Below are 18,395 nucleotides of genomic sequence, written 5' to 3' on the forward strand. Positions count from 1 at the left end.
GTTCCTCACTTCTTTTCGTCGAACTCGATATGCAGCTCAGTCAGGCCGCGAAGGATGAAGGTTGGCTCGTAGCTGTAGCTGCGGTCGTCGACCGGACCGTGCTTTTCCTCGTTGATCCGGATGTCGGACATGCGGTCGAGCAATCGCTCGATCGTGACGCGGCCCTCGACGCGGGCGAGCGGGCCACCCGGGCAGGAATGCGCGCCGCGCGCGAATGCCATGTGCTCGCGGACGTTCTTGCGATCGAGCTTGAACGTGTGCGGATCCTCGAACCGGCGCGGATCGCGGTTGATCGCGCCGGCGGCGTACATGACGACAGAGCCGACCGGAATATCGACGCCGCCGAGCGTGGTGTCCTTCTTGGCCAACCGGAACCCGCTCTTCACCGGTGCGTCCATCCGCAGCGACTCTTCGACGAAGTTCGGGATGAGGCTCCGGTCCTCGCGCAGCGCCTGCTGCACGTCGGGCCGGTCGCCGAGCACGCGGACCGACGCGGACAACAGCTTCGTCGTGGTTTCCTGGCCGGCCGCGAAGAGGAAGGTGGCCGAACGCACGACGTCGATGACCTCGGGGGTCGATCCGTCCGGGTACAAGGCGGTGGCGAGGGCGGTCAGGATGTCGTCCTGCGGGTTCGCTCGCCGATCGGAGATGAATTCGCTGAACTTCTCATCGAGCCACTCGAGCGGGTTGATCGCCACGGCCTCCTTCTGGAGGCTGCCCACGGTCGAACCGGGGCGAGGCGCGCCGAGCACGTTGCGGAACTCGTCGTGGTACTCCTCGGGAACGCCGAGCATATCGGCAATCACCAACAGCGAGAACGGCTTGGCGTAGGCCTCGAGGAAGTTGCACTTGCCATCGGCGATGAACTCGTCAAGCTGCTGGTCGGCGAGCTTCCACATGAACTCCTCGTTCTCCTTGAGCCGCTTCGGCGTCAGGAGCTTGAAGAGGACCGACCGCGCATTCGTGTGCTCGGGCGGATCCATGGTCACCATGTGCTCGTTCATCGGCATCAGGTGACGGTTCTGCGCGATCAACTCGGTGATGTCGTCACCGACCACCTCGAACGGGAGCGGCGGAAACGGGCCGGCCACCGCGACGCACGAAGAGAAGGTCTCGTGGTCCTTGAAGACCACGTTCGCCTCTTCGGCGCCGGTCACGGCGTAGACGCCGTGGTGCGGTTCCTGGCTGACCGGGCACTTCGCGCGCATGTAGTCGAAGTACGGATGCGGGTCAGGCACCAGGGACGGATCGGTGAAATAGTCGACCGTTTCGAAGTCGGTCACGGGGTTCTCCTTACCGGGGCCGGCTGTGCGGCGGCATTGCGAGTACGTCGTTCTTGAATTGCAAGAATAGTACTACCGGTAGCGGAGAGGAATACTTCAGCTAGAACTCCTTCCTACCCCTCCCATGTGCGCACGTAGTTGAGAACAAGAGCCGCAGGTCAGCACCGCCCTAACCGCGCTCGCTTCGGGGAGGCGCTGCCCTCGCCGCACACTTCCTGACGATTCGCAAACGTGGTGGCATGCAAATGCTTGTGCGGCTCGACAGAAAGTGTGCGGCGGGATGGGTGCGGTTGCGTATCAGTGCGCGGGGTGGGTGCCCATGCCGAACAGGGTTTCGGCGAGGAACGCGATCATCTCGTCCTTGTCCACCGCGATCGTCTGGGTCTGCACCGTGTGCCAGGCCCGGTCGAGTAGGCCGAGCGCCGCGATTCCGACGACCTCGGGTGAATGCTCCGAACCCGCGCTGATCGCCTGGCCGAGGATCCACGCCACGCGGGTCTGCATGCGCGTATTGCCGCGGCGGAAATCCTCGGTGTCCGGCGCGGAGAACGATGCGGCCAGGGCAAAAGCACCGTGCCGGTCCATGTAGTCGAAGTAGGCCCGCACGAAGTCCCGCACGTCCGAACGTCGGCGCGGTTCGGGGTAGGTGTCCCATAGCGCGAGCACTACACGCAGGTCGCGATACGCGCTGTCGCCGAGGTATCCGAACACCTCGCGCTTGTCCTTGAAGTAGGTGTAGAAGCCGGCGCGGGAAATCCCGCAGGCCTCGGTGATCGCGTTGACGGTCGTACCTGCGTAGCCGCGTTCGAGAAACAGCTGCCGGGTCGCCGCGACGATCAGCGCGCGAGTGCGCTCGGCTCGGCCCAGTGGTGCGTCGCCGGAGTGGGCATCCTCGATCACCGTCACGCAGCGACCTTATCCGACGATAGCGTCAATATGTGTTAATGCAGGCCAAGCTAATTATGGGGAGCTAGGCAAGTAGTTCTTGACACTATCGTCAAGATGGTGCGAATCTCGAACGAACGCGGTGCGGACGAGGAGACCCAATGGTTCAGTTCACCGAGGCGCCGATCTTCGACGCCGATCAGCACATGTACGAGACCCCCGAAGCGCTGACCAAGTTCCTGCCCGAGCGCTATGCGCATGCGGTGCAGTTCGTGCAGATCGGCAAGCGAACGCGGATCGCGATCAACAACCGGATCACAGACTTCATCCCGAATCCGACGTTCGAACGCGTCGCCGCGCCTGGTGCGCACGAGAAGTTCTTTGCCGGCGAGAACACCGAGGGGTTGACCCTCCGTGAAATGCAGGGACCAGCCATCGAGGCGCCTGCGGCGACCCGCAACCCCGAAGATCGGGTGAAGGAACTCGACCGGCAGGGCGTCACCGAGGCGCTGGTCTATCCGACGCTGGCCAGCCTCGTCGAGCATTCCGCCGCCGACGACCCAGAGCTGACCATGGCGATAATCCACGCGCTCAACGAATGGATGGCCGAGCACTGGACCTACGCCTACGAGAACCGGGTGTTCACGACCCCGGTCATCAACTGCGCCGAAGTGGCGGGTGCGCAGCGAGAGCTCGACTACATCCTCTCCCGAGGTGCGCGCGCCGCGCTGATCAAGCCCGCGCCGGTGAAGGGCGTCAACGGCTGGCGCTCACCGGCTTTGCCGGAGTTCGATCCGTTCTGGCGCGACGTCGAAGCCGCAGGGTTACCGATCGTCCTACACGCCAGCCAGCCGCCGCTCGACGAGTACGTCAACAAATGGGAGCCGCCGAGCACACAGAACTTCATGGCGATGAGCGCGTTCCGCTGGCTCGTACTCGGTCACCGCGAAATCGCCGACATGCTGGGCAGTCTCATCTGCCACGGCACATTGACCCGGTTCCCGAAGCTGCGCATTGCCAGCGTGGAGAGCGGTAGCTCGTGGATTCATCCGCTGTTCCACGACCTCGCCGACCTGCAGAAGAAGATGCCGCAAAACTTCCCGGAGGACCCGCTCGAGGTGTTCCGCCGCAACATCTGGGTGAGCCCGTTCTGGGAGGGTGTTGTCGCTGATGTGGTGGAGACGGTCGGCTGGGACCGGGTGCTGTTCGGCTCGGACTATCCGCATCCGGAGGGTTTGCCCGAGCCAAAGGGCTTCTGGCGCTACGCCGAAGGCATGGACGTGCGGCGCACCTACGACTTCATGGGTGACAACGCGCGCCGGTTCATGGGGCTTCCGATCGCCAACCCGGACCCGGCCGCGGCTCAGCCCCCGGCGCTCGCGGGCGCCTGAGCGCTCCGGATCACCGAGGCTAACAACTGCGGCTATAAGGAAGGGATCTGGGCATGAGCGGAACCGAACGGGTGCTCGACGAGCTCGGCTACTACCTGCTCGCCGGTGCGGGCGGCACCGGCCCGGCGTCCTTGATGGACGAAGCGCGCCAGGGTGAGGAACTCGGCTTCGGCACCGCTTTCATCTCCGAGCGGTGGAATATCAAGGAGGCGTCCTCGCTCGTCGGTGCCGCGTGCGCGGTGACGAGCCGGATGCAGATCGCCACGGCCGCGACGAATCACAACACCCGCCACCCGCTGATCACCGCCTCGTGGGCCACGACGATGCACCGACTCTCCGGTGGCCGGTTCACGCTCGGGCTCGGCCGCGGTGTCGCCGCGATGTACAAGGCGTTCGGGGTGCCATCGGTGACCACCGCGCAACTCGAGGACTTCGCGCAGGTGATGCGGAAACTGTGGCATGGCGAGGTGATCTTCAACCACGACGGACCGATCGGCAAGTACCAGGTGCTGTTTCTCGATCCGGACTTCCGCGAAGACATCCGGCTGGGGCTCGTGGCGTTCGGGCCGCAGACCCTCGCCCTGGGTGGGCGGATGTTCGATGACGTCATCCTGCACACGTACTTCACGCCCGAAACCCTGCAGCGGTGCGTGAAGACCGTGAAGGACGCGGCCGAACTGGCGGGCCGCGACCCGGACAGCGTGCGAGTGTGGTCCTGTTTCGCGACGGTCGGCGACCATCTGCCCGAAGAGGTACGGCTGAAGAAGACTGTCGCCCGCCTCGCCACCTATCTGCAGGGCTACGGCGACCTGCTGGTGAACACCAACCAGTGGGATCCGGCTGTGCTGCAACGCTTCCGGGAAGACCCGGTGGTGACTTCGATCCCGGGCGGAATCGACGCGAAAGCGACAGCCGACCAGATCGAGCACATCGCAACCCTGATCCCCGAGGAATGGCTCGAACCCTCGGCGACCGGATCGGCACAGCAGTGCGTGGACCGGATACGTAAGGAATTCGCTTACGGCGCAGACGCATTGATCATGCACGGGTCGACGCCCGACGAGCTGGAACCGGTCGTCAAGGCCTATCGCGCGGTCCCCGCGGGGGCGTGAAGCTACTTGACGTTGACGTCGATGCAGCTATAGAGGGCGTTTGCGGTGTCCTCGATGTTCCACACGGCCAGGACCTTCTGCTTGCCGGTCAGGTTGCCGAAGTCCAGCGTGTGAGTCACGGTCTCGATGCCGACTTCCTTTCCGGCTTCGGTGAACTCGGCGATCCGCCTGCCGCCAACGAAGTACTGGAAGCTGCTGGTCTTGTGTGGCGCCGACACCTTCCACGCGAACTGCTGCATGCGGCCTACCGGGGTGGCCTTCCACTCCTTGGAGTCGTCGTTGAGTTCGGCAAATCGTTCGTTGCCGCCGCTGCAGTCGGTGAGTCCCTTCGGGCCCTCGACGCTCAGTTGCTCGCCCTGGACCGAATCGCAGCCAACCGTTCCGGCCGCGCACTGTGCCTGCCTACTCGGCGGGTTGGAAATGTACTCGTTGGCACTCGCGATGCCCGGCACGCTCAGGGCGACAACTGGGGCGACCAGTGCGCCGACGGCAAGAGCGATCTTCGACTTCGCGTGCATTTCTTTTCCTCACGTTGACCCCGGGACGTGCGCGAGGAACTAGAACACGTGCTAGAAGGAGCCGTCAAGACCTACCGTGAGTTAGTCGGTCTTGCGTGACGCGGGGCGGGCGCGCAGATGAGCGCGTTCGCCCTGTTTGCCGAACAGGCTGAGGAACTCCACCGGCTCGTCGTCGGCTGCGCCGAACCAATGCGGAACGCGGGTGTCGAACTCGGCAGCCTCGCCCGGCGCGAGGATGATGTCGTGCTCGCCGAGGACGACGCGGAGCCGCCCGTTGAGCACATAGAGCCACTCGTAGCCCTCATGCGTTTTCGGGGCCGGCTCGCGCCGGGAGCTGTCGGGCGCGATGACCAGCTTGTAGGCCTGGATCCCGCCCGCCCGCTTGGTCAGCGGCAGCATGGTCATCCCGTGCATGGTCACCGGGCGCAGGTGGATCCGGGGGTCGCCGGTCGCAGGCGCATCCACGAGTTCGTCCAGCGTGACGCCGTGCGCCCGTGCCAGCGGCAACAGCTGCTCGAGCGACGGTCGTCGTTCGCCGGACTCGAGGCGGGACAGGGTGCTCACCGAGATACCCGTCGTCGCGGACAGTTCGGCCAGTGTGGTCTCGCGTTGTTTGCGCAGCGCACGCAGCCGGGGACCGACCGCGTCGAGTGCTTCATCGATGCTGTCTGTCATGCACCCAGTTTGCCACATTGGCAAACTTGTTTGCCGTTCTGAGTGATTAGTGGTCATCCTGTTTGCAGGAGGTGGTCATGGTGACCGACGAATTGCGCGACGAGTATGACGTGGTGGTGATCGGCGGCGGCGCCGCGGGGTTGGCCGGCGCAGTGACGCTGGCGCGGGCCCGCCGATCGGTGGTCGTGCTCGATGCCGGCGAGCCGCGCAACGCACCCGCCGAGGGTGTGCACGCACTGCTGGGCCGAGAGGGGATCGCACCCGCCGAACTGCTCGAACAGGGCCGGGCCGAGGTTCGCCAGTACGGCGGATCGGTCGTCGATGCTCGGGTCACGGAGGTGGCGCGGGGCACCGATGCCAACGGCGACGACGACTTCACCGTTGGGCTTGCCGATGGGCGGTCCGTACGGGCGCGGCGAATCCTTGTCACCACGGGCCTCGTCGACGAACTCCCCGACATCCCGGGCATCCGCGAGCGCTGGGGTAACGACGTGATCCATTGCCCGTACTGCCACGGGTGGGAGCATCGCGATCAGGCGATCGCGGTGTTGGCGAGCGGGCCGATGGCCGTACACAAAGCGCTCCTCCTGCGGCAGTGGAGCGAGAACACCGCGCTGCTCACGCACACGATTGACGGGCCGGATACCGAGGAAGCGGAGCAGTTGGCTGCGCGCGATATTCGGGTCGTAGACGGTGAGGTTGCCGGACTCGACGTGGTCGATGGCGCGCTGCGTGGGGTGTTCCTCGCGGACGGTACGCGGGTCGCGTGCGACGTGCTCGTGGTCGCACCGCGCATGGTCGCCCGTGCGGGACTGCTTGCCGCACTTGGGCTCCAGCCGATCGAGCATCCGTCGGGCATGGGCGAGTACATTCCCGCAGACCCAATGGGACGCACCGAGTCGCCCGGTGTGTGGGCGGCAGGCAATATCAGCGACATCATGGCGCAGGTCGGAACTGCCGCTGCCGCAGGTACATTCGCGGCCGCTGCGCTCAACGCCGACCTCGTCATGGCGGACACCCGCCGTGCCGTCGCAGCCCGCGCGGGGGTGATGGCATGACGGCACACGAGCACGACCACCCGGTCTTCGACCGTGAGTTCTGGGAGCAGCGCTACGCGGACGGTATGGGGAGTGCCGGCGTAAATCCCCAGTTGATCGAGTACACCGCCGACCTGGTTCCCGGTCGGGCCCTCGACGCCGGGTGCGGCGTCGGTTCGGACGCGATCTGGCTTGCCGAGCGTGGTTGGCAGGTGACGGCGACCGATATCGCGGAGGGCGCACTGAAGTTGGCGCGCGAACGGGCCGAGGTGCTCGATCCCGCTGTCGCAGCCCGGATCGATTGGCAGCGAGCCGATCTCACCGAGTCGGAGCCGGTGGGAGAATTCGAGCTGGTCTGCAGCCATTACGTCCATCCCACCGGATCGCATACCGAGTTCGTTGGACGGCTCGCGGCCGCGGTCGCACCGGGCGGGACGCTGCTGCTCGTCGACCATCAGCCGGGTGGAGACCACAAGCACCGCGACGAGCGGGCGCCGATGGTCTTCCGGTCTGCTGCTGAACTCGGTGCAGCGCTCGATCCCGATCGCTGGGAGATCGTCTTCGCCGGGGAACGAACCCGAACGGTCACAGGCCACGATGGTCACGAGCACACGCTCGATGACGCGATCCTGGTGGCGCGGAACACTGCCGCTCGCTAACTGACCCCCTTCGCGGGTGCAAAACTTGCATACGGGGCCGAAGTTTTGCACCCGGGTACACAATTCGACCAGGTTTAACCGGGCTTCGCGGGTGCGAATTGTGTTCGTAGGGGCGAAGTCTTGCACCCGTTTACGAGTTTTACACCCGTTTTGGGCACCCTTCCTGGGTGCGAATTGTGTTCGTGGGGACGAAGTTTTGCGCCCGTTTACGAGTTTTGCACTCGTTTGCGGTCCGGAACCGACCGAACGCAAAAACGCTCGGCGCGACCGGATAGTCGCGCCGAGCGTTTTTGTCGTACTGACTTACAGCGACAGGATGGTCGCCGATGCGGTGCCGGGTGCGCCGTAGACCTGTGCGAGGCCGATCTTCGGCTCGCCGGGCACCTGGCGCTCGCCGGCCTCGCCACGCAGCTGACGAACCAGCTCGTGCATCTGCCGCAGACCGGATGCGCCGATCGGCTCACCGTTGGCGATCAAGCCACCATCGGTGTTGATCGGGATCGAGCCGTTGATCTCGGTCGCGCCCTCGGCCAGCAGCTTCTCCTGGTCGCCGTCGGCACACAGCCCGGTCTCGGCCATGTGGATGACCTCGGCACCGGCGTCGGTGTCCTGCAGCTGCGCGATGTCGACATCCTCGGGCCCGATACCGGCCGCTTCGTAGGCAGCCTTCGCGGCGTACACGGTGGGCGATACGTCCTCGTCCAGCGGAGCAGAGGTCGCGTGCACCTCGTAGGCGCCAAAGGTGCGGGTCCGGATCTCGGAGGCGCGCACGTACACCGGCTTGTCGGTGTAGCGGTGTGCAATATCGGCGCGGCACATGATGACCGCGGCCGCACCCTCATCCGGCGCGCAGAACATGTACTGCGTCAGCGGGTAGTTCAGCACCGCCGAGTTGAGGATCTCTTCCTCGGAGATCGGCTTGCGGCGGAACGCGTTCGGGTTGAGCTCGCCGTTGCGGAAGTTCTTCGCCGCAACCTTCGCCAGCGTCGCCTGCGAGATGTTGTGCTCGTGGATGTAGCGGTTCGCCTTCATGCCGAAGAACTTCGTGGTGACGAACTGCCCGTTCTCGGCGTACCACTGCGGCAGGGCCAGCTTGGCCGGGTCGTCGGTGAACGCGCCGCGCGGGTGCTTATCCAGGCCGATCGCGATACCAATGTCGTACTTGCCGAGCCGGATGGTGTCCGCGGTCTGCTGGATCGCGCTCGCCGAGGTGGCGCAGGCGTTGAAGACGTTGGTGAAGGTGATGCCAGTCAGCCCGACGAGGCGGGTGACGGCGTCGGGGTTCGAGACCTCGTAGCTACCGCCGAAGCCGAACTGGATGTCCTTCCACTCCAGGCCGGCGTCCGCCAGTGCGAGGCCGATGGCGTCTGCGCCCATCTCCATGGCGGTCTTGTCGAACCGGCCGAACGGGTGCAGGCCGACACCGATGATGGCGACGTCGTTGGTCATATCTGAATGCCCTCTCCTGTTAGACCGGCTGGAAGGCGAACGTGATGATCTCGTTGCCCTCCGAGTCGGTGGTGAACGGCACCATGATCAGCTCGACTTCCTGGCCGAACTTCAGCTTTTCGGGGTCGTTCTCGGTCAGCCGGCCCTCGACGCGGACGACGTCACCGAGCTGGACAAGTCCGACGCCGAACGGCACGAAATCCTTGCCGGTCGGGCCCGCGTAGGGCGCACCGGGCGGGAAGCCCTGCGTGGTCCACGCGATCACGGTGCCGCGACGCGGCAGCTTGACCTCGGACATCTCGGTGCTGCTGCACTTGGCGCAGCGGTCCTGGACGGGAAAGAGGGTGGCCCCACACTTCCCGCATTCACTGCCGATGAGCTGCGGGTTCTCATCGGGCCAGGTGGAAATCTGGGGCGCCAGCGCCTTCTGCATATCAGCGTTCCTTCGCCATCGGTCAACAGCCGGTTCTGCGTCAGCGTACAACACGTTTCCGTTTGCGGAAATGGCATTCTCGCAGGAAGGCGAGACCCGGGCTGCCGAGATCGGATGTCTGGACCACGCGCTCGGCTAGGTTCTTGCCATGCAGGTGATGACCGCGATCTACGGGCCGGGCGAAGCGATCGAGCGATCCCGACAGCTGCGCGAGGCCGGCGCGAGCGGCGTGTTCACGTTCGAGGGCCCGCACGACGTCTTCACTCCGTTGACCCTCGCGGCCACGGTGGGTGGGCTGGACCTCCTGACGAACGTTGCGATCGCGTTCCCGCGCAACCCGATTCACCTGGCTCACCAGGCCAATGACCTGCAACTGCTCAGCGAGGGCCGATTCTTCCTCGGCCTAGGCACGCAGATACGTACCCAGATCGAGAAGCGGTTCGGCGCCGATTTCGACCGCCCGGCGGCACGCATGAGCGAACTTGTCGCCGCGCTGCGGGCGATCTTCCACGCCTGGGAGACCGGGGAACGTCTCGACTTCCGCGGGGAGTTCTATCGGCACACCCTCATGACGCCGACGTTCTCGCCCGGATCGAATCCCTATGGGCCACCGCCGATCTACGTCGGTGCGCTCGGTCCGGTACTGACCAAGGCCGTTGCTGCGAGTGCAGACGGACTGCTGGTGATGCCGTTCGGCACCAAGCGGTACCTGCACGAGCACGTCATGCCGCGGGTCCGCGACGGTCTCGACGCGGCCGGTCGGGGTGAAGCAGATTTTGCCGTCCTCCCGGAAATCATCGTCGCCACCGGGACGACCGAAGAGGAATACCAGCGCGCCCTGGGCTCGGCGCGCACCCTCATCGCCTTCTACGGATCGACCCCCGCCTACGTTCCGGTGCTCGCGGCGCATGGTTGGGAGGCCCTGCAACCCGAACTCCACGCGCTGTCCAAGCAGGGTCGCTGGGCGGAAATGGGCGGGTTGATCGACGACGAGGTGCTGCGCACGATCGTGGCGTGCGGAACCCCGAAAGAGGTTGCGGCGCATGTCCGCGATCGGGTCGATGGCATCTCCGAGCGCATCTGTCTGTATCAGCCGTCACCGATTGGAATCGATGCGTTCGCGGAAATTACTGCTGCCCTTGATAGTTGAGCTTCGAGGTCAGCTCCCGTTGCCGCGGGGCTCGTTTCGGTTTGTGCTGTCACGTCGGCACCTCGTTGGGCGCGTCGAGTTTGCCGGATGCACATTCAGGCCGCGACCCGGCTGTTATCTCCGGGCCGTTACTGAATCAGGGTGCCGACGTGTCAGTGATACTAGGCGTCAGGGCGCCACGGTGAGCCAGTCGGCAAACCCGGACGGATCGTGCCGGCCGAGCGCGCCGTGTTCGAACAGCCCCCAGCCCTCCTTCGCAGGGCCGTCGCCGTCGCGGCACACCGCACGTCCGACGTGGTCGACCATGCCGAACATCGCCCGCCCCCACACCGAAGGGTCGGTGAGGTCGTAGCTCAGTCGTTCGACGAACTTCTCGCCCTTCCACATGCCGTGCAGCCAGTCCGCGTCTCCGCCGTACCCACCGCCGAGGTGCAGCGGCACCGGCAGCTTCGACTCCACCTCGAGCACGACGGGTGTGCCGTCACGGGTGGTCGTGGAGATGGTCGCGCCGTAGGGAATCCGCGTACCGGAGGTGTAGTGGATCTGCACCTGCGGCCAGCCGAGCTGTTCCACCCGGCCATCACTCCAGATTCGGGTGCAGTCATTCAGCGAACGGAAGCCGCTCGGTTCCTCCTGAATGATCATCACCACGGCGAAGTCCTCGAAGGCCATCGGTACGTATAGCCACCACATTCCCTCGAACGGCGGATCGGCCGGGCGCCCAGCAGGTTCCGCTTCGCCGATCGGCCGGATACCCCACGACCGGTCGCGGCTACCCAGCCACACCGCCGGGTCGACGGTGATGTCCTCACCGTCGATCGAGATCGTGCCCTCCCACGACCCGAGCTGGGCAAAACGCTGAGCGTCCAACGTGATTCGGTTGCCGGAACGCAGCACATGTGGCTGTTCCTGCACGGCGTCGTACAGGCCGTTCCAGGTCAGGTCGAGGCCAATGCCTTCGGTCTCGTCCATCACCACCCGCAGTTTGTGGAGCGGTTCGGTGACCTCGAGCCGATAGGAGTTGACGCGCTGATTGAACCGGTCTTGATCGATGGCGTCGGACAGGTGCACGCCGGTCTGGGTGTCGCCGCGGCGGATCAGGACATAGGCGTCTTTGACTCCGAGGTTCGGGTAGTAGCCGATTCCGGTAATCAGGAAGATGTCACCGGTCCGGTCGTGGGCGTTGAGGTAGCTGCGATCGTAGAAGTTGCGATCCGACGATCCCGGCCACGCGATCGGCTGCGGAATCTGATGAATCGGGAATTCGTCTGCAGGACCAAGCATTACGGTTCTCCTTAGTCTTCGAGCAGCTGCTTCAGCAGGGCGGCGTGATAGAACAACGACTCGACGTCCTCGGGCTTCTCCAATTCACCGAAGTGGACCCGGCGCGCGCCGGTACGCATGAAGACGATCGCCCAGATGATTCCCGAGTAGACGTAGAACCAGCGCAGGTCGCCGAGTTCGACTCCCGACAGTTCGGCATAGGTGGCGCGCACGTCTTCCTCACGCAGGACGCCGGGGAGTCCGGGCAGCCCTGCGAGTCCGGACAGCGACTCGAATACCTTGTGGGCGAAGATAATCCACGCCACGTCGAACTCGCGTGGGCCGAGTGTGGTCATCTCCCAGTCGAGGACCGCGATCGGCTGGAAGTCTTGGTAGAGCACGTTGCCCACTCGGGCGTCGCCCCACAGCTCCACGGGCTCTGCGGCGTCCGCGTCGGCAGGCCAATGGTCCTCGAGCCAGGCGAAGGCCCGTTCGAGTAGCGGCGAGGCGCCGATATCGGGGACCGCGAAGTCGTACCAGGCGCGCACCCAGTCGACGTGGTGGCGTAGCGCCGACTTGCTTTCGTCGTCCTCGGCAAGGAAGGAGAACGTGCTGGTCGCGTTCGGGATGGCGTGCAGCTTGGCGAGAATCTCGACCGTCGCATCCTGCAACTCGCGCTGCTTCTCGACGGGTGCGTCGAAGAACCAGTTGTCGCCGAACGTGTACGGCATGACGTCCGGCGGGGTGATGCCCTCGACGTAGTCCATCAGGAAGAACGGCGTGCCAAGGACGTCGCCGGTCGGTTCGAGCCAGCGGACCCTCGGGACGGGGATATCGGTGTGCTCCCCGACCAGGCGCATCACCTCGAACTGGTGGTCGAGCCGGTACGTCGGGAAGACAGGGACGTCATCGGCGGACGGGGCTACGCGCGCCACCCACTTCTGCTCGACGGTCTCGCCGTCCTCTAGCCAGGTCGCGGACAGCACGATGGTTTCCGACGACATGCCGGTCGCGTCGATCCCGCTCTCGACAGTGACATCCGGCGTAACTCCGCCGGGCAGGACGGTCGACAGCCAGCGCCCGAGCTGGGCCGGCAATGTGGTGACATCGCGACTCGAGCGTTGCAGTCGGTCGACATCTTCGATGGTCGGATCAGAAGCCACAGACACTCACCCTCAACTGAAATTTGGACTCTCGGTAGGCGGGGGCGGCTCCGCAGGCTCCGCGCCCGTGTCGCTCGAACGTATGGCAACCGATGGGCGCTTGTCAGTAGTTTTCCGGCGGAAATTGAAACGCGTTCTAGCGCCGGACCCCGAAAACTCTGTCCACGAGTCCACGGACCAGGGCAACGATCGCCCAGCCACGGTCTTCCTCGGACGTGGCGGTGACCAGGGCGGCGTCGGGATCGACCAGGTTCGGGTCGGGGTCATCGGCGACGCGGATCGCGTTGTTGGAGCCGGCCCACGCGTCCTCGAACTGCTCGATGGGGATCGTCAGTTCGTTGCCGATCGGGTTACCGCTGTCGGACAAGACGACGACGCCGCGCGCTTCGTCGATAGCGGTCACGACCAGGACGTGGTTGGCGGTGTTGTCTTCGACTTTCTCGCCGTCCCGATTCCAGATCTCTCCCGAGTCGACCATGGCGATCACGCCGTAGCCCGCGTCGAGCTTCTGTTCGAGGTCCTCGAGGGTGCCGCCGCGCTCGATATGGGCCGGCACGCCCTGATCCGCTAGCAGCGTCTCGATCCCGCGCAGAGTCATTCCAAGACCGGGATCTCCCTCGGCCCACAGTCCGAGTTCGGTGACGCGATACGCGAGCTGTTCGGGATCTTTGATGTCGAGGCCGGTGTACTCCGACAGAATCTGCGCGGCGGTCGACGGGCCGCAGTAGCCCTGCTTCTCCTGATAGAACCAGTTGTCCGCGAAGGCATCCGGGTTTCCGTGAACGTCGTCCGTCCCCGGCTCCGAATCGAGAACCGGCCCGAGGTCGGGCACCTCGAAACGGGATGGTGACGGTGGTGGGGTTGGTGGGGTTCGTCATTGGGGTTCCTTCCGGGGTGGCGGTTGCCGCGCTGTGGGCTTCACACCGTCAGATGCGGGTCGGTCGCCAAAAGTTCCCCGGGTTGAAAGAAATTCTTCGCGGCAGTTCAGCCGGCGTGCCGGACCGCAGTGAGGTCGGCGATCAGCGTCTCGATCTCGGCGATCTTGGCGTTCACGGTGCGCTGGTTGCCGGTCAGCTTCGTCAGGGTCTGCTCGCGGGTGGCGGCATCGAGTCGGGCCGCCTCTTTGGCGTCGACGATCTGTTGCTGCACCTGTTCCATGTTCGTGCGCAGCTGGTCGCGGTAGCGGATGACGATCTCGGGACGGGCCGTGGACAGTGCGACCTCGAGCATGCGCGCGGTACTGCCACGAGCGGTGCCGAACGTCTCGCGTAACCAGTTGATCAGGTTCTGTTTCCGGTCCGCATCGCCTTGTAGTCGAGGTTCACGCCGATCCACACCACGCCGGCGATCGCGCCGACACCAAGGACCTCCGAGCATGCTGGTACCAACCATGCCCATGGTCAGCAGCGTCGGGTCGATGCTCGTCTCGATGCTCGCCCCCGCCTGACTGATCGCGGCGGTCGCACGCGGAGAGCGGCGGCTCAGTAGCTGAACGGCGTTCGCGGGCGGACGGCATCCGCACCCGGGAATCGGCCTAGGCCGACTCGGCCGGCGTGCTGGCGACCGGCTGCCCGAGCGTCACCGGAAGTGATGTCCAGCCGCGCAATACGCGCGTCGGTCGGCGCTCCGCGGGACCGGCGAGGCCCATGCTCGGGTAGCGGTCGAACAGTGTCCGCAGGCCTACCTCGCCCTCGGCCCTGGCCAGCGCGGCCCCGAGGCAGAAGTGCCTGCCGCCTGAGAACGACAGGTGCTTGTTCGCGTTCGGCCGCTCGACATCGAAGCTATTCGGATCGGTGAACACGGCGGGATCGCGGTTGGCCGCCGCGAGGTAGGCCACCACCGCCTGCCCCTTCCGCACACGGACGCCTTCGATCTCGGTGTCTTCGCGGGCCAGCCGCGCGCTCAGCTGGATCGGTGAATCGAACCGCAGGATCTCCTCGACGGCGTTCGGCCACAGCTCGGGGCGTTGTTGCAGCTTGGCGAGCTGATCGGGGTTGTCGAGCAGCAGGCGGATGCCGTTGCCGAGCAAATTCACCGTTGTCTCGAATCCGGCACCCAGTACCAGGCCCGCGGTGGCCTCGAGCTCGAGGTCGGTGAGGTACTCGCCGTCCTGAGAGGTGCGGATCAGCCGACTCAGCAGGTCATCGCCATTGGCGCGCTTCAGATTCTGGATATGCCCTTGCAGCCAGGCGTTGAAATCGGCGATGCCCCGCTCGACCTCGAGGTACGTCGGCCAATCCAGTCCGATATCGAGGCTCGGCGCCGCCAGCTCGCCGAGGACGAGCACCTTCGAGCGGTCGGCTTCCGCCACGCCGAGGATCTCGCTGATGATGGCAACCGGTAGCTGGGAGCAGTACTCGTGCACGAGATCGATTGTGGAGTCGGGGTTTTCGCGCGCACAGGCATCCAGTCCGGCGAGCAGTCCGGTGGCGGTCAGCTTTACGCTGTCTTCGAGCTCCGTTACCGCCCGGCGGGTGAAAACCGCGGATACCGTCTTGCGGTAGCGAGTGTGGTCCGGCGGTTCCACCGCGAGCAGCGACGGTGGCCGCAGCGGATGCAACCGGGCCACCCGGGTGCTTTCCTCCAGGCGCCGTAACGGTTTTGGCATCCGCCCGCCGTACGGAAGTGTCGTGAAGGCGTCGGACCGCAGCACCTCGTAGGCAGCGTCATAGCCGACCGCGATGTGCCCGATCCTGCTGCGCACCATCGAACCGCGCGCACGCAGTTCGTCGTAGAACGCCACCGGGTTCTCGCGCACCTTCGGGTCGGCCAGCAGTCGCGCCTGTAACTCGCCGTGCCGGAGGCCGACCGAGGTCGCGGCGCGGATAACCCCGTGCAGGGATAGCCAATTGATCCGCTGCCGTAGCCGTGCCCGCCGGCTACCCGGCGGCGCTTCAGTCCACACGTTTCAATCCGATACTGGCACAGCCGCTTTCGAGTTCATCGAGCCCGAAGGCGTCCACCGGGCCGACCGCGCCGACGTCCTTGGCTACGCCGCCGAGCAACTGGTCCGCGCCCCAGGCGAGCGCCTTGGCAGTGAACCCGTAGACGCTCGGTCCCTCGAGCACCACACGGGAGAGTTCGGTGCCGTCCGCGGCGGAGGCATGCGCGGTGACCAGGCAGCCGGACGTGGCGTTGTGCTCCTCGCTCGGACCGCCGCCGGACCCGGGCAGCCGTGCGATGACGACATTCCGCACGCGATCACGCAGACCCGGGATGCGGAGCACCTCCTGGCTCACGCGGCCGAGCGCCCACACCACCGGCGTGGCCGCGCCCAGGGCGCCGAGACCGACCCGGACCTCGCGGAGCTGCGGATACACCCGCGGCAACGCGAAATGTTCGGTGGACGACACCGAAACCGTGCTGCGGGTCCGGCCGCCGGGCATCCGGTGCCGGAGCAGGTCGTGGCCCACGGTCTCGGTGCGCAGCTCACCCGACTTCCAGCTGAAGCCGGGCTCGAGCATCGCCTGGGCGGCGCTGGTGACGGTGCCCTTGCTGACATCCGCGCGACCGCGGGTGAAATAGCCGACGACGACCGACGTGGCATCCTTGCCCGCCTCGTCCAGCGCGAGCGCCGCAGCGAGATTTCCGGGTACGTAATCGAATCCGAACGCGGTCAGCAATGAGACGCCGGCAGTGCGAGCCTGCGGGCCCCACTCTTCGAACACCCGGCGAATGAAGGCCTGCTCGCCGGTGGAGTCGATGTAATGCGCACCGGCGGCGATGGCGGCCTCCGCTGCGGGTGCGCCGAATCGGTGGAACGGGCCGACGGTGGAGAGCAGCACATCGCCGCGCCCGACCAGGTTCCGTACGGAATCGGGGTCCGCGGCGTCGGCGGTCGCCGTCGGCAGCCCACCGAGTTCATTGGCAAGCTGGCGCACCGCAATCGCGTTTCGCCCAGCGAGCACCGGTTCGAGGCCGCGCGCCACCAATTCCGTGGCAGTGAGTCTGCCGGTATAGCCAGTGGCTCCGTACAGCACGATTCGTGACGTCATTGCATCCTCCCCGGACGACGCTGCGTGCCGTCGACCGACTACGCACCGACCTCCAATTCGCCGGCGTACACCGACGAGTCTGCGCTCTTGTTGGCGAATCGCCAATGCCGTGGGTCGCGGTGAACAAATCATTCGCCGCACGCCTTTTCCCGGGAGCGCGCATGTCTGGGCATGCGCGGTGGCGGGAAATTGTGCGCGTCCGTCGGCGATTTGCCAATCCTGGACATCACTGCGAACAGAATCGTTCGCAGCGCGTAACGCCCTCTCGGGTTAGTGCGAGGATTGTCAACGGGGGTTTCGGCGGCGACCTACGGGTGTGCCGTTGAACGAGGGTTTTGCAGGGGAGGAAACACAATCATGACCAGGTTCGGCTACACAATGATGACCGAGCAAAGCGGACCGAAGGAACTCGTTCGATACGCGGTCGAAGCAGAGCGAGCCGGGTTTGATTTCGCGGTCAGCAGCGATCACTTTTCACCGTGGTTGACTGCGCAGGGACATGCGGCCTACGCATGGTCGGTGCTGGGCGCGGCCGCGCACGCCACCGAGCGCATCGAGCTGATGACCTACGTGACATGCCCGACCATGCGCTACCACCCGGCGGTGGTGGCGCAGAAGGCCGCGACGATGCAGATCCTGGCCGATGGCAGGTTCACGCTCGGTCTCGGCAGCGGAGAGTCGCTCAACGAGCACGTGGTGGGGCGCGGGTGGCCCTCGGTGCGCACCCGCCAGGACATGCTCGACGAGGCTGTGCGGCTGATCCGCCGGCTGCACAGCGGCGAGCTGGTCGACTGGCACGGCAAGCACTTTCAGGTGGATTCGGCACGGATCTGGGATCTGCCCGACCAGCCGGTGCCGATCGCGGTAGCGGTTTCCGGCCCGGAGGCAGCGACTCGCTTCTCGACCTCCGCCGATCACCTCATCGCTGTGGAGCCGGAAAGCGACTTGGTGGAGGCGTGGCATCACGGGCGGCGTCAGTGCACCGAATTACCAGGTGGCACAAGGTCGATCGGGCAGATTCCGATCTCGTGGGATCCGGACCGCGAGCGAGCGATCGAGCGGGCGCATGAACAGTTCCGCTGGTTCGGCGGCGGCTGGCCGGTGAATGCGGATCTGCGGACTCCGGCTGGATTCTCGGCCGCTCCGCAGTTCGTCCGGCCCGAGGATGTCGCCGAGAATATCGCCTGCGGACCGGATCTCGATGCCATCGTGGAATCCGTGCGCCCATTCTGGAAGGCCGGGTTCACCGATATCGCGCTCGTTCAGATCGGCGATGAGGGGCAGGAACTGTTCTTCAAGGAGGCGGCCGAACCGCTGCTCGACAAACTGCGCACCGCGTACGCACGGAACTGAAAACCTGGACGCAGCACGGCCCGGCGCCG

18 protein-coding genes are annotated in these 18,395 nt (G+C 65.6%); 6 read left to right on the forward strand and 12 right to left on the reverse strand.

Annotated elements, in window-relative coordinates:
- Window positions 1-5 precede the first annotated feature (5 nt).
- The gene (locus tag A8G08_RS04355; RefSeq protein WP_068270607.1) at window positions 6-1,283 is read right to left on the reverse strand and encodes a cytochrome P450; all 1,278 of its coding nucleotides are present in this window, start codon (window positions 1,281-1,283) and stop codon (window positions 6-8) included.
- Window positions 1,284-1,580: 297 nt separating this feature from the next.
- A complete protein-coding gene (locus A8G08_RS04360) occupies window positions 1,581-2,189 on the reverse strand; it encodes a TetR/AcrR family transcriptional regulator (RefSeq protein ID WP_068270610.1) in 609 nt (202 codons plus the stop codon).
- Window positions 2,190-2,329: 140 nt separating this feature from the next.
- Between A8G08_RS04360 and A8G08_RS04365 the strand changes: the two genes are divergently transcribed.
- Window positions 2,330-3,559 (forward strand): amidohydrolase family protein, encoded by a 1,230-nt coding sequence (locus tag A8G08_RS04365; RefSeq protein WP_068270613.1) that lies wholly within the window; start codon window positions 2,330-2,332, stop codon window positions 3,557-3,559.
- 53 nt (window positions 3,560-3,612) lie between these two features.
- The gene (locus A8G08_RS04370) at window positions 3,613-4,671 is read left to right on the forward strand and encodes a TIGR03857 family LLM class F420-dependent oxidoreductase (protein WP_068270616.1); all 1,059 of its coding nucleotides are present in this window, start codon (window positions 3,613-3,615) and stop codon (window positions 4,669-4,671) included.
- A gap of 2 nt (window positions 4,672-4,673) precedes the next feature.
- Here A8G08_RS04370 and A8G08_RS04375 read toward each other — a convergent pair whose 3' ends face one another.
- Together A8G08_RS04375 and A8G08_RS04380 are read right to left on the reverse strand one after the other, a co-directional pair.
- Window positions 4,674-5,189 carry a lytic polysaccharide monooxygenase auxiliary activity family 9 protein gene (locus tag A8G08_RS04375; protein ID WP_068270619.1) on the reverse strand — a complete coding sequence of 172 codons (516 nt, stop codon included), beginning with the start codon at window positions 5,187-5,189 and terminating at the stop codon, window positions 4,674-4,676.
- A gap of 81 nt (window positions 5,190-5,270) precedes the next feature.
- Window positions 5,271-5,864 (reverse strand): helix-turn-helix domain-containing protein, encoded by a 594-nt coding sequence (locus A8G08_RS04380; RefSeq protein WP_068270623.1) that lies wholly within the window; start codon window positions 5,862-5,864, stop codon window positions 5,271-5,273.
- 77 nt (window positions 5,865-5,941) lie between these two features.
- Between A8G08_RS04380 and A8G08_RS04385 the strand changes: the two genes are divergently transcribed.
- A complete protein-coding gene (locus A8G08_RS04385; protein ID WP_084435939.1) occupies window positions 5,942-6,922 on the forward strand; it encodes an NAD(P)/FAD-dependent oxidoreductase in 981 nt (326 codons plus the stop codon).
- Window positions 6,919-7,560, forward strand: coding sequence for a class I SAM-dependent methyltransferase (locus A8G08_RS04390; protein WP_068270626.1), 642 nt, complete (start codon window positions 6,919-6,921; stop codon window positions 7,558-7,560). Before A8G08_RS04385 ends, A8G08_RS04390 begins: the two co-directional genes overlap by 4 nt.
- Before the next feature lie 303 nt (window positions 7,561-7,863).
- Here A8G08_RS04390 and A8G08_RS04395 read toward each other — a convergent pair whose 3' ends face one another.
- Window positions 7,864-9,009: a thiolase family protein gene (locus A8G08_RS04395; protein WP_068270629.1), complete on the reverse strand. Its 1,146-nt coding sequence runs from the start codon at window positions 9,007-9,009 to the stop codon at window positions 7,864-7,866.
- Between the two features lie 19 nt (window positions 9,010-9,028).
- Entirely contained in the window at window positions 9,029-9,442 is a 414-nt protein-coding gene (locus tag A8G08_RS04400; RefSeq protein WP_068270632.1) for a Zn-ribbon domain-containing OB-fold protein, read from the reverse strand.
- A 148-nt stretch (window positions 9,443-9,590) separates the two neighbouring features.
- Between A8G08_RS04400 and A8G08_RS04405 the strand changes: the two genes are divergently transcribed.
- Window positions 9,591-10,592, forward strand: coding sequence for a TIGR03617 family F420-dependent LLM class oxidoreductase (locus A8G08_RS04405; protein WP_068270637.1), 1,002 nt, complete (start codon window positions 9,591-9,593; stop codon window positions 10,590-10,592).
- A gap of 168 nt (window positions 10,593-10,760) precedes the next feature.
- Here A8G08_RS04405 and A8G08_RS04410 read toward each other — a convergent pair whose 3' ends face one another.
- The 6 genes from A8G08_RS04410 to A8G08_RS04435 form a co-directional block, all read right to left on the reverse strand.
- Window positions 10,761-11,876, reverse strand: a complete 1,116-nt coding sequence (locus tag A8G08_RS04410) for an Rv3169 family protein (RefSeq protein WP_068270640.1) — start codon at window positions 11,874-11,876, stop codon at window positions 10,761-10,763.
- Window positions 11,877-11,887: 11 nt separating this feature from the next.
- Window positions 11,888-13,018, reverse strand: a complete 1,131-nt coding sequence (locus A8G08_RS04415) for a phosphotransferase family protein (RefSeq protein ID WP_068270643.1) — start codon at window positions 13,016-13,018, stop codon at window positions 11,888-11,890.
- Between the two features lie 136 nt (window positions 13,019-13,154).
- Window positions 13,155-13,850, reverse strand: a complete 696-nt coding sequence (locus A8G08_RS04420) for a C39 family peptidase (protein WP_068270645.1) — start codon at window positions 13,848-13,850, stop codon at window positions 13,155-13,157.
- A gap of 152 nt (window positions 13,851-14,002) precedes the next feature.
- Window positions 14,003-14,353, reverse strand: coding sequence for a hypothetical protein (locus A8G08_RS04425; protein WP_157108402.1), 351 nt, complete (start codon window positions 14,351-14,353; stop codon window positions 14,003-14,005).
- Between the two features lie 199 nt (window positions 14,354-14,552).
- Entirely contained in the window at window positions 14,553-15,923 is a 1,371-nt protein-coding gene (locus A8G08_RS04430; protein WP_068270649.1) for a cytochrome P450, read from the reverse strand.
- A complete protein-coding gene (locus A8G08_RS04435; protein WP_068270652.1) occupies window positions 15,913-17,013 on the reverse strand; it encodes a saccharopine dehydrogenase family protein in 1,101 nt (366 codons plus the stop codon). Before A8G08_RS04435 ends, A8G08_RS04430 begins: the two co-directional genes overlap by 11 nt.
- 357 nt (window positions 17,014-17,370) lie before the next feature.
- Between A8G08_RS04435 and A8G08_RS04440 the strand changes: the two genes are divergently transcribed.
- Window positions 17,371-18,366 (forward strand): LLM class F420-dependent oxidoreductase, encoded by a 996-nt coding sequence (locus tag A8G08_RS04440; RefSeq protein ID WP_068270655.1) that lies wholly within the window; start codon window positions 17,371-17,373, stop codon window positions 18,364-18,366.
- Window positions 18,367-18,395: the final 29 nt, after the last annotated feature.

The sequence above is a fragment of the Aldersonia kunmingensis genome (assembly GCF_001646865.1).
Lineage (GTDB): Bacteria > Actinomycetota > Actinomycetes > Mycobacteriales > Mycobacteriaceae > Aldersonia > Aldersonia kunmingensis.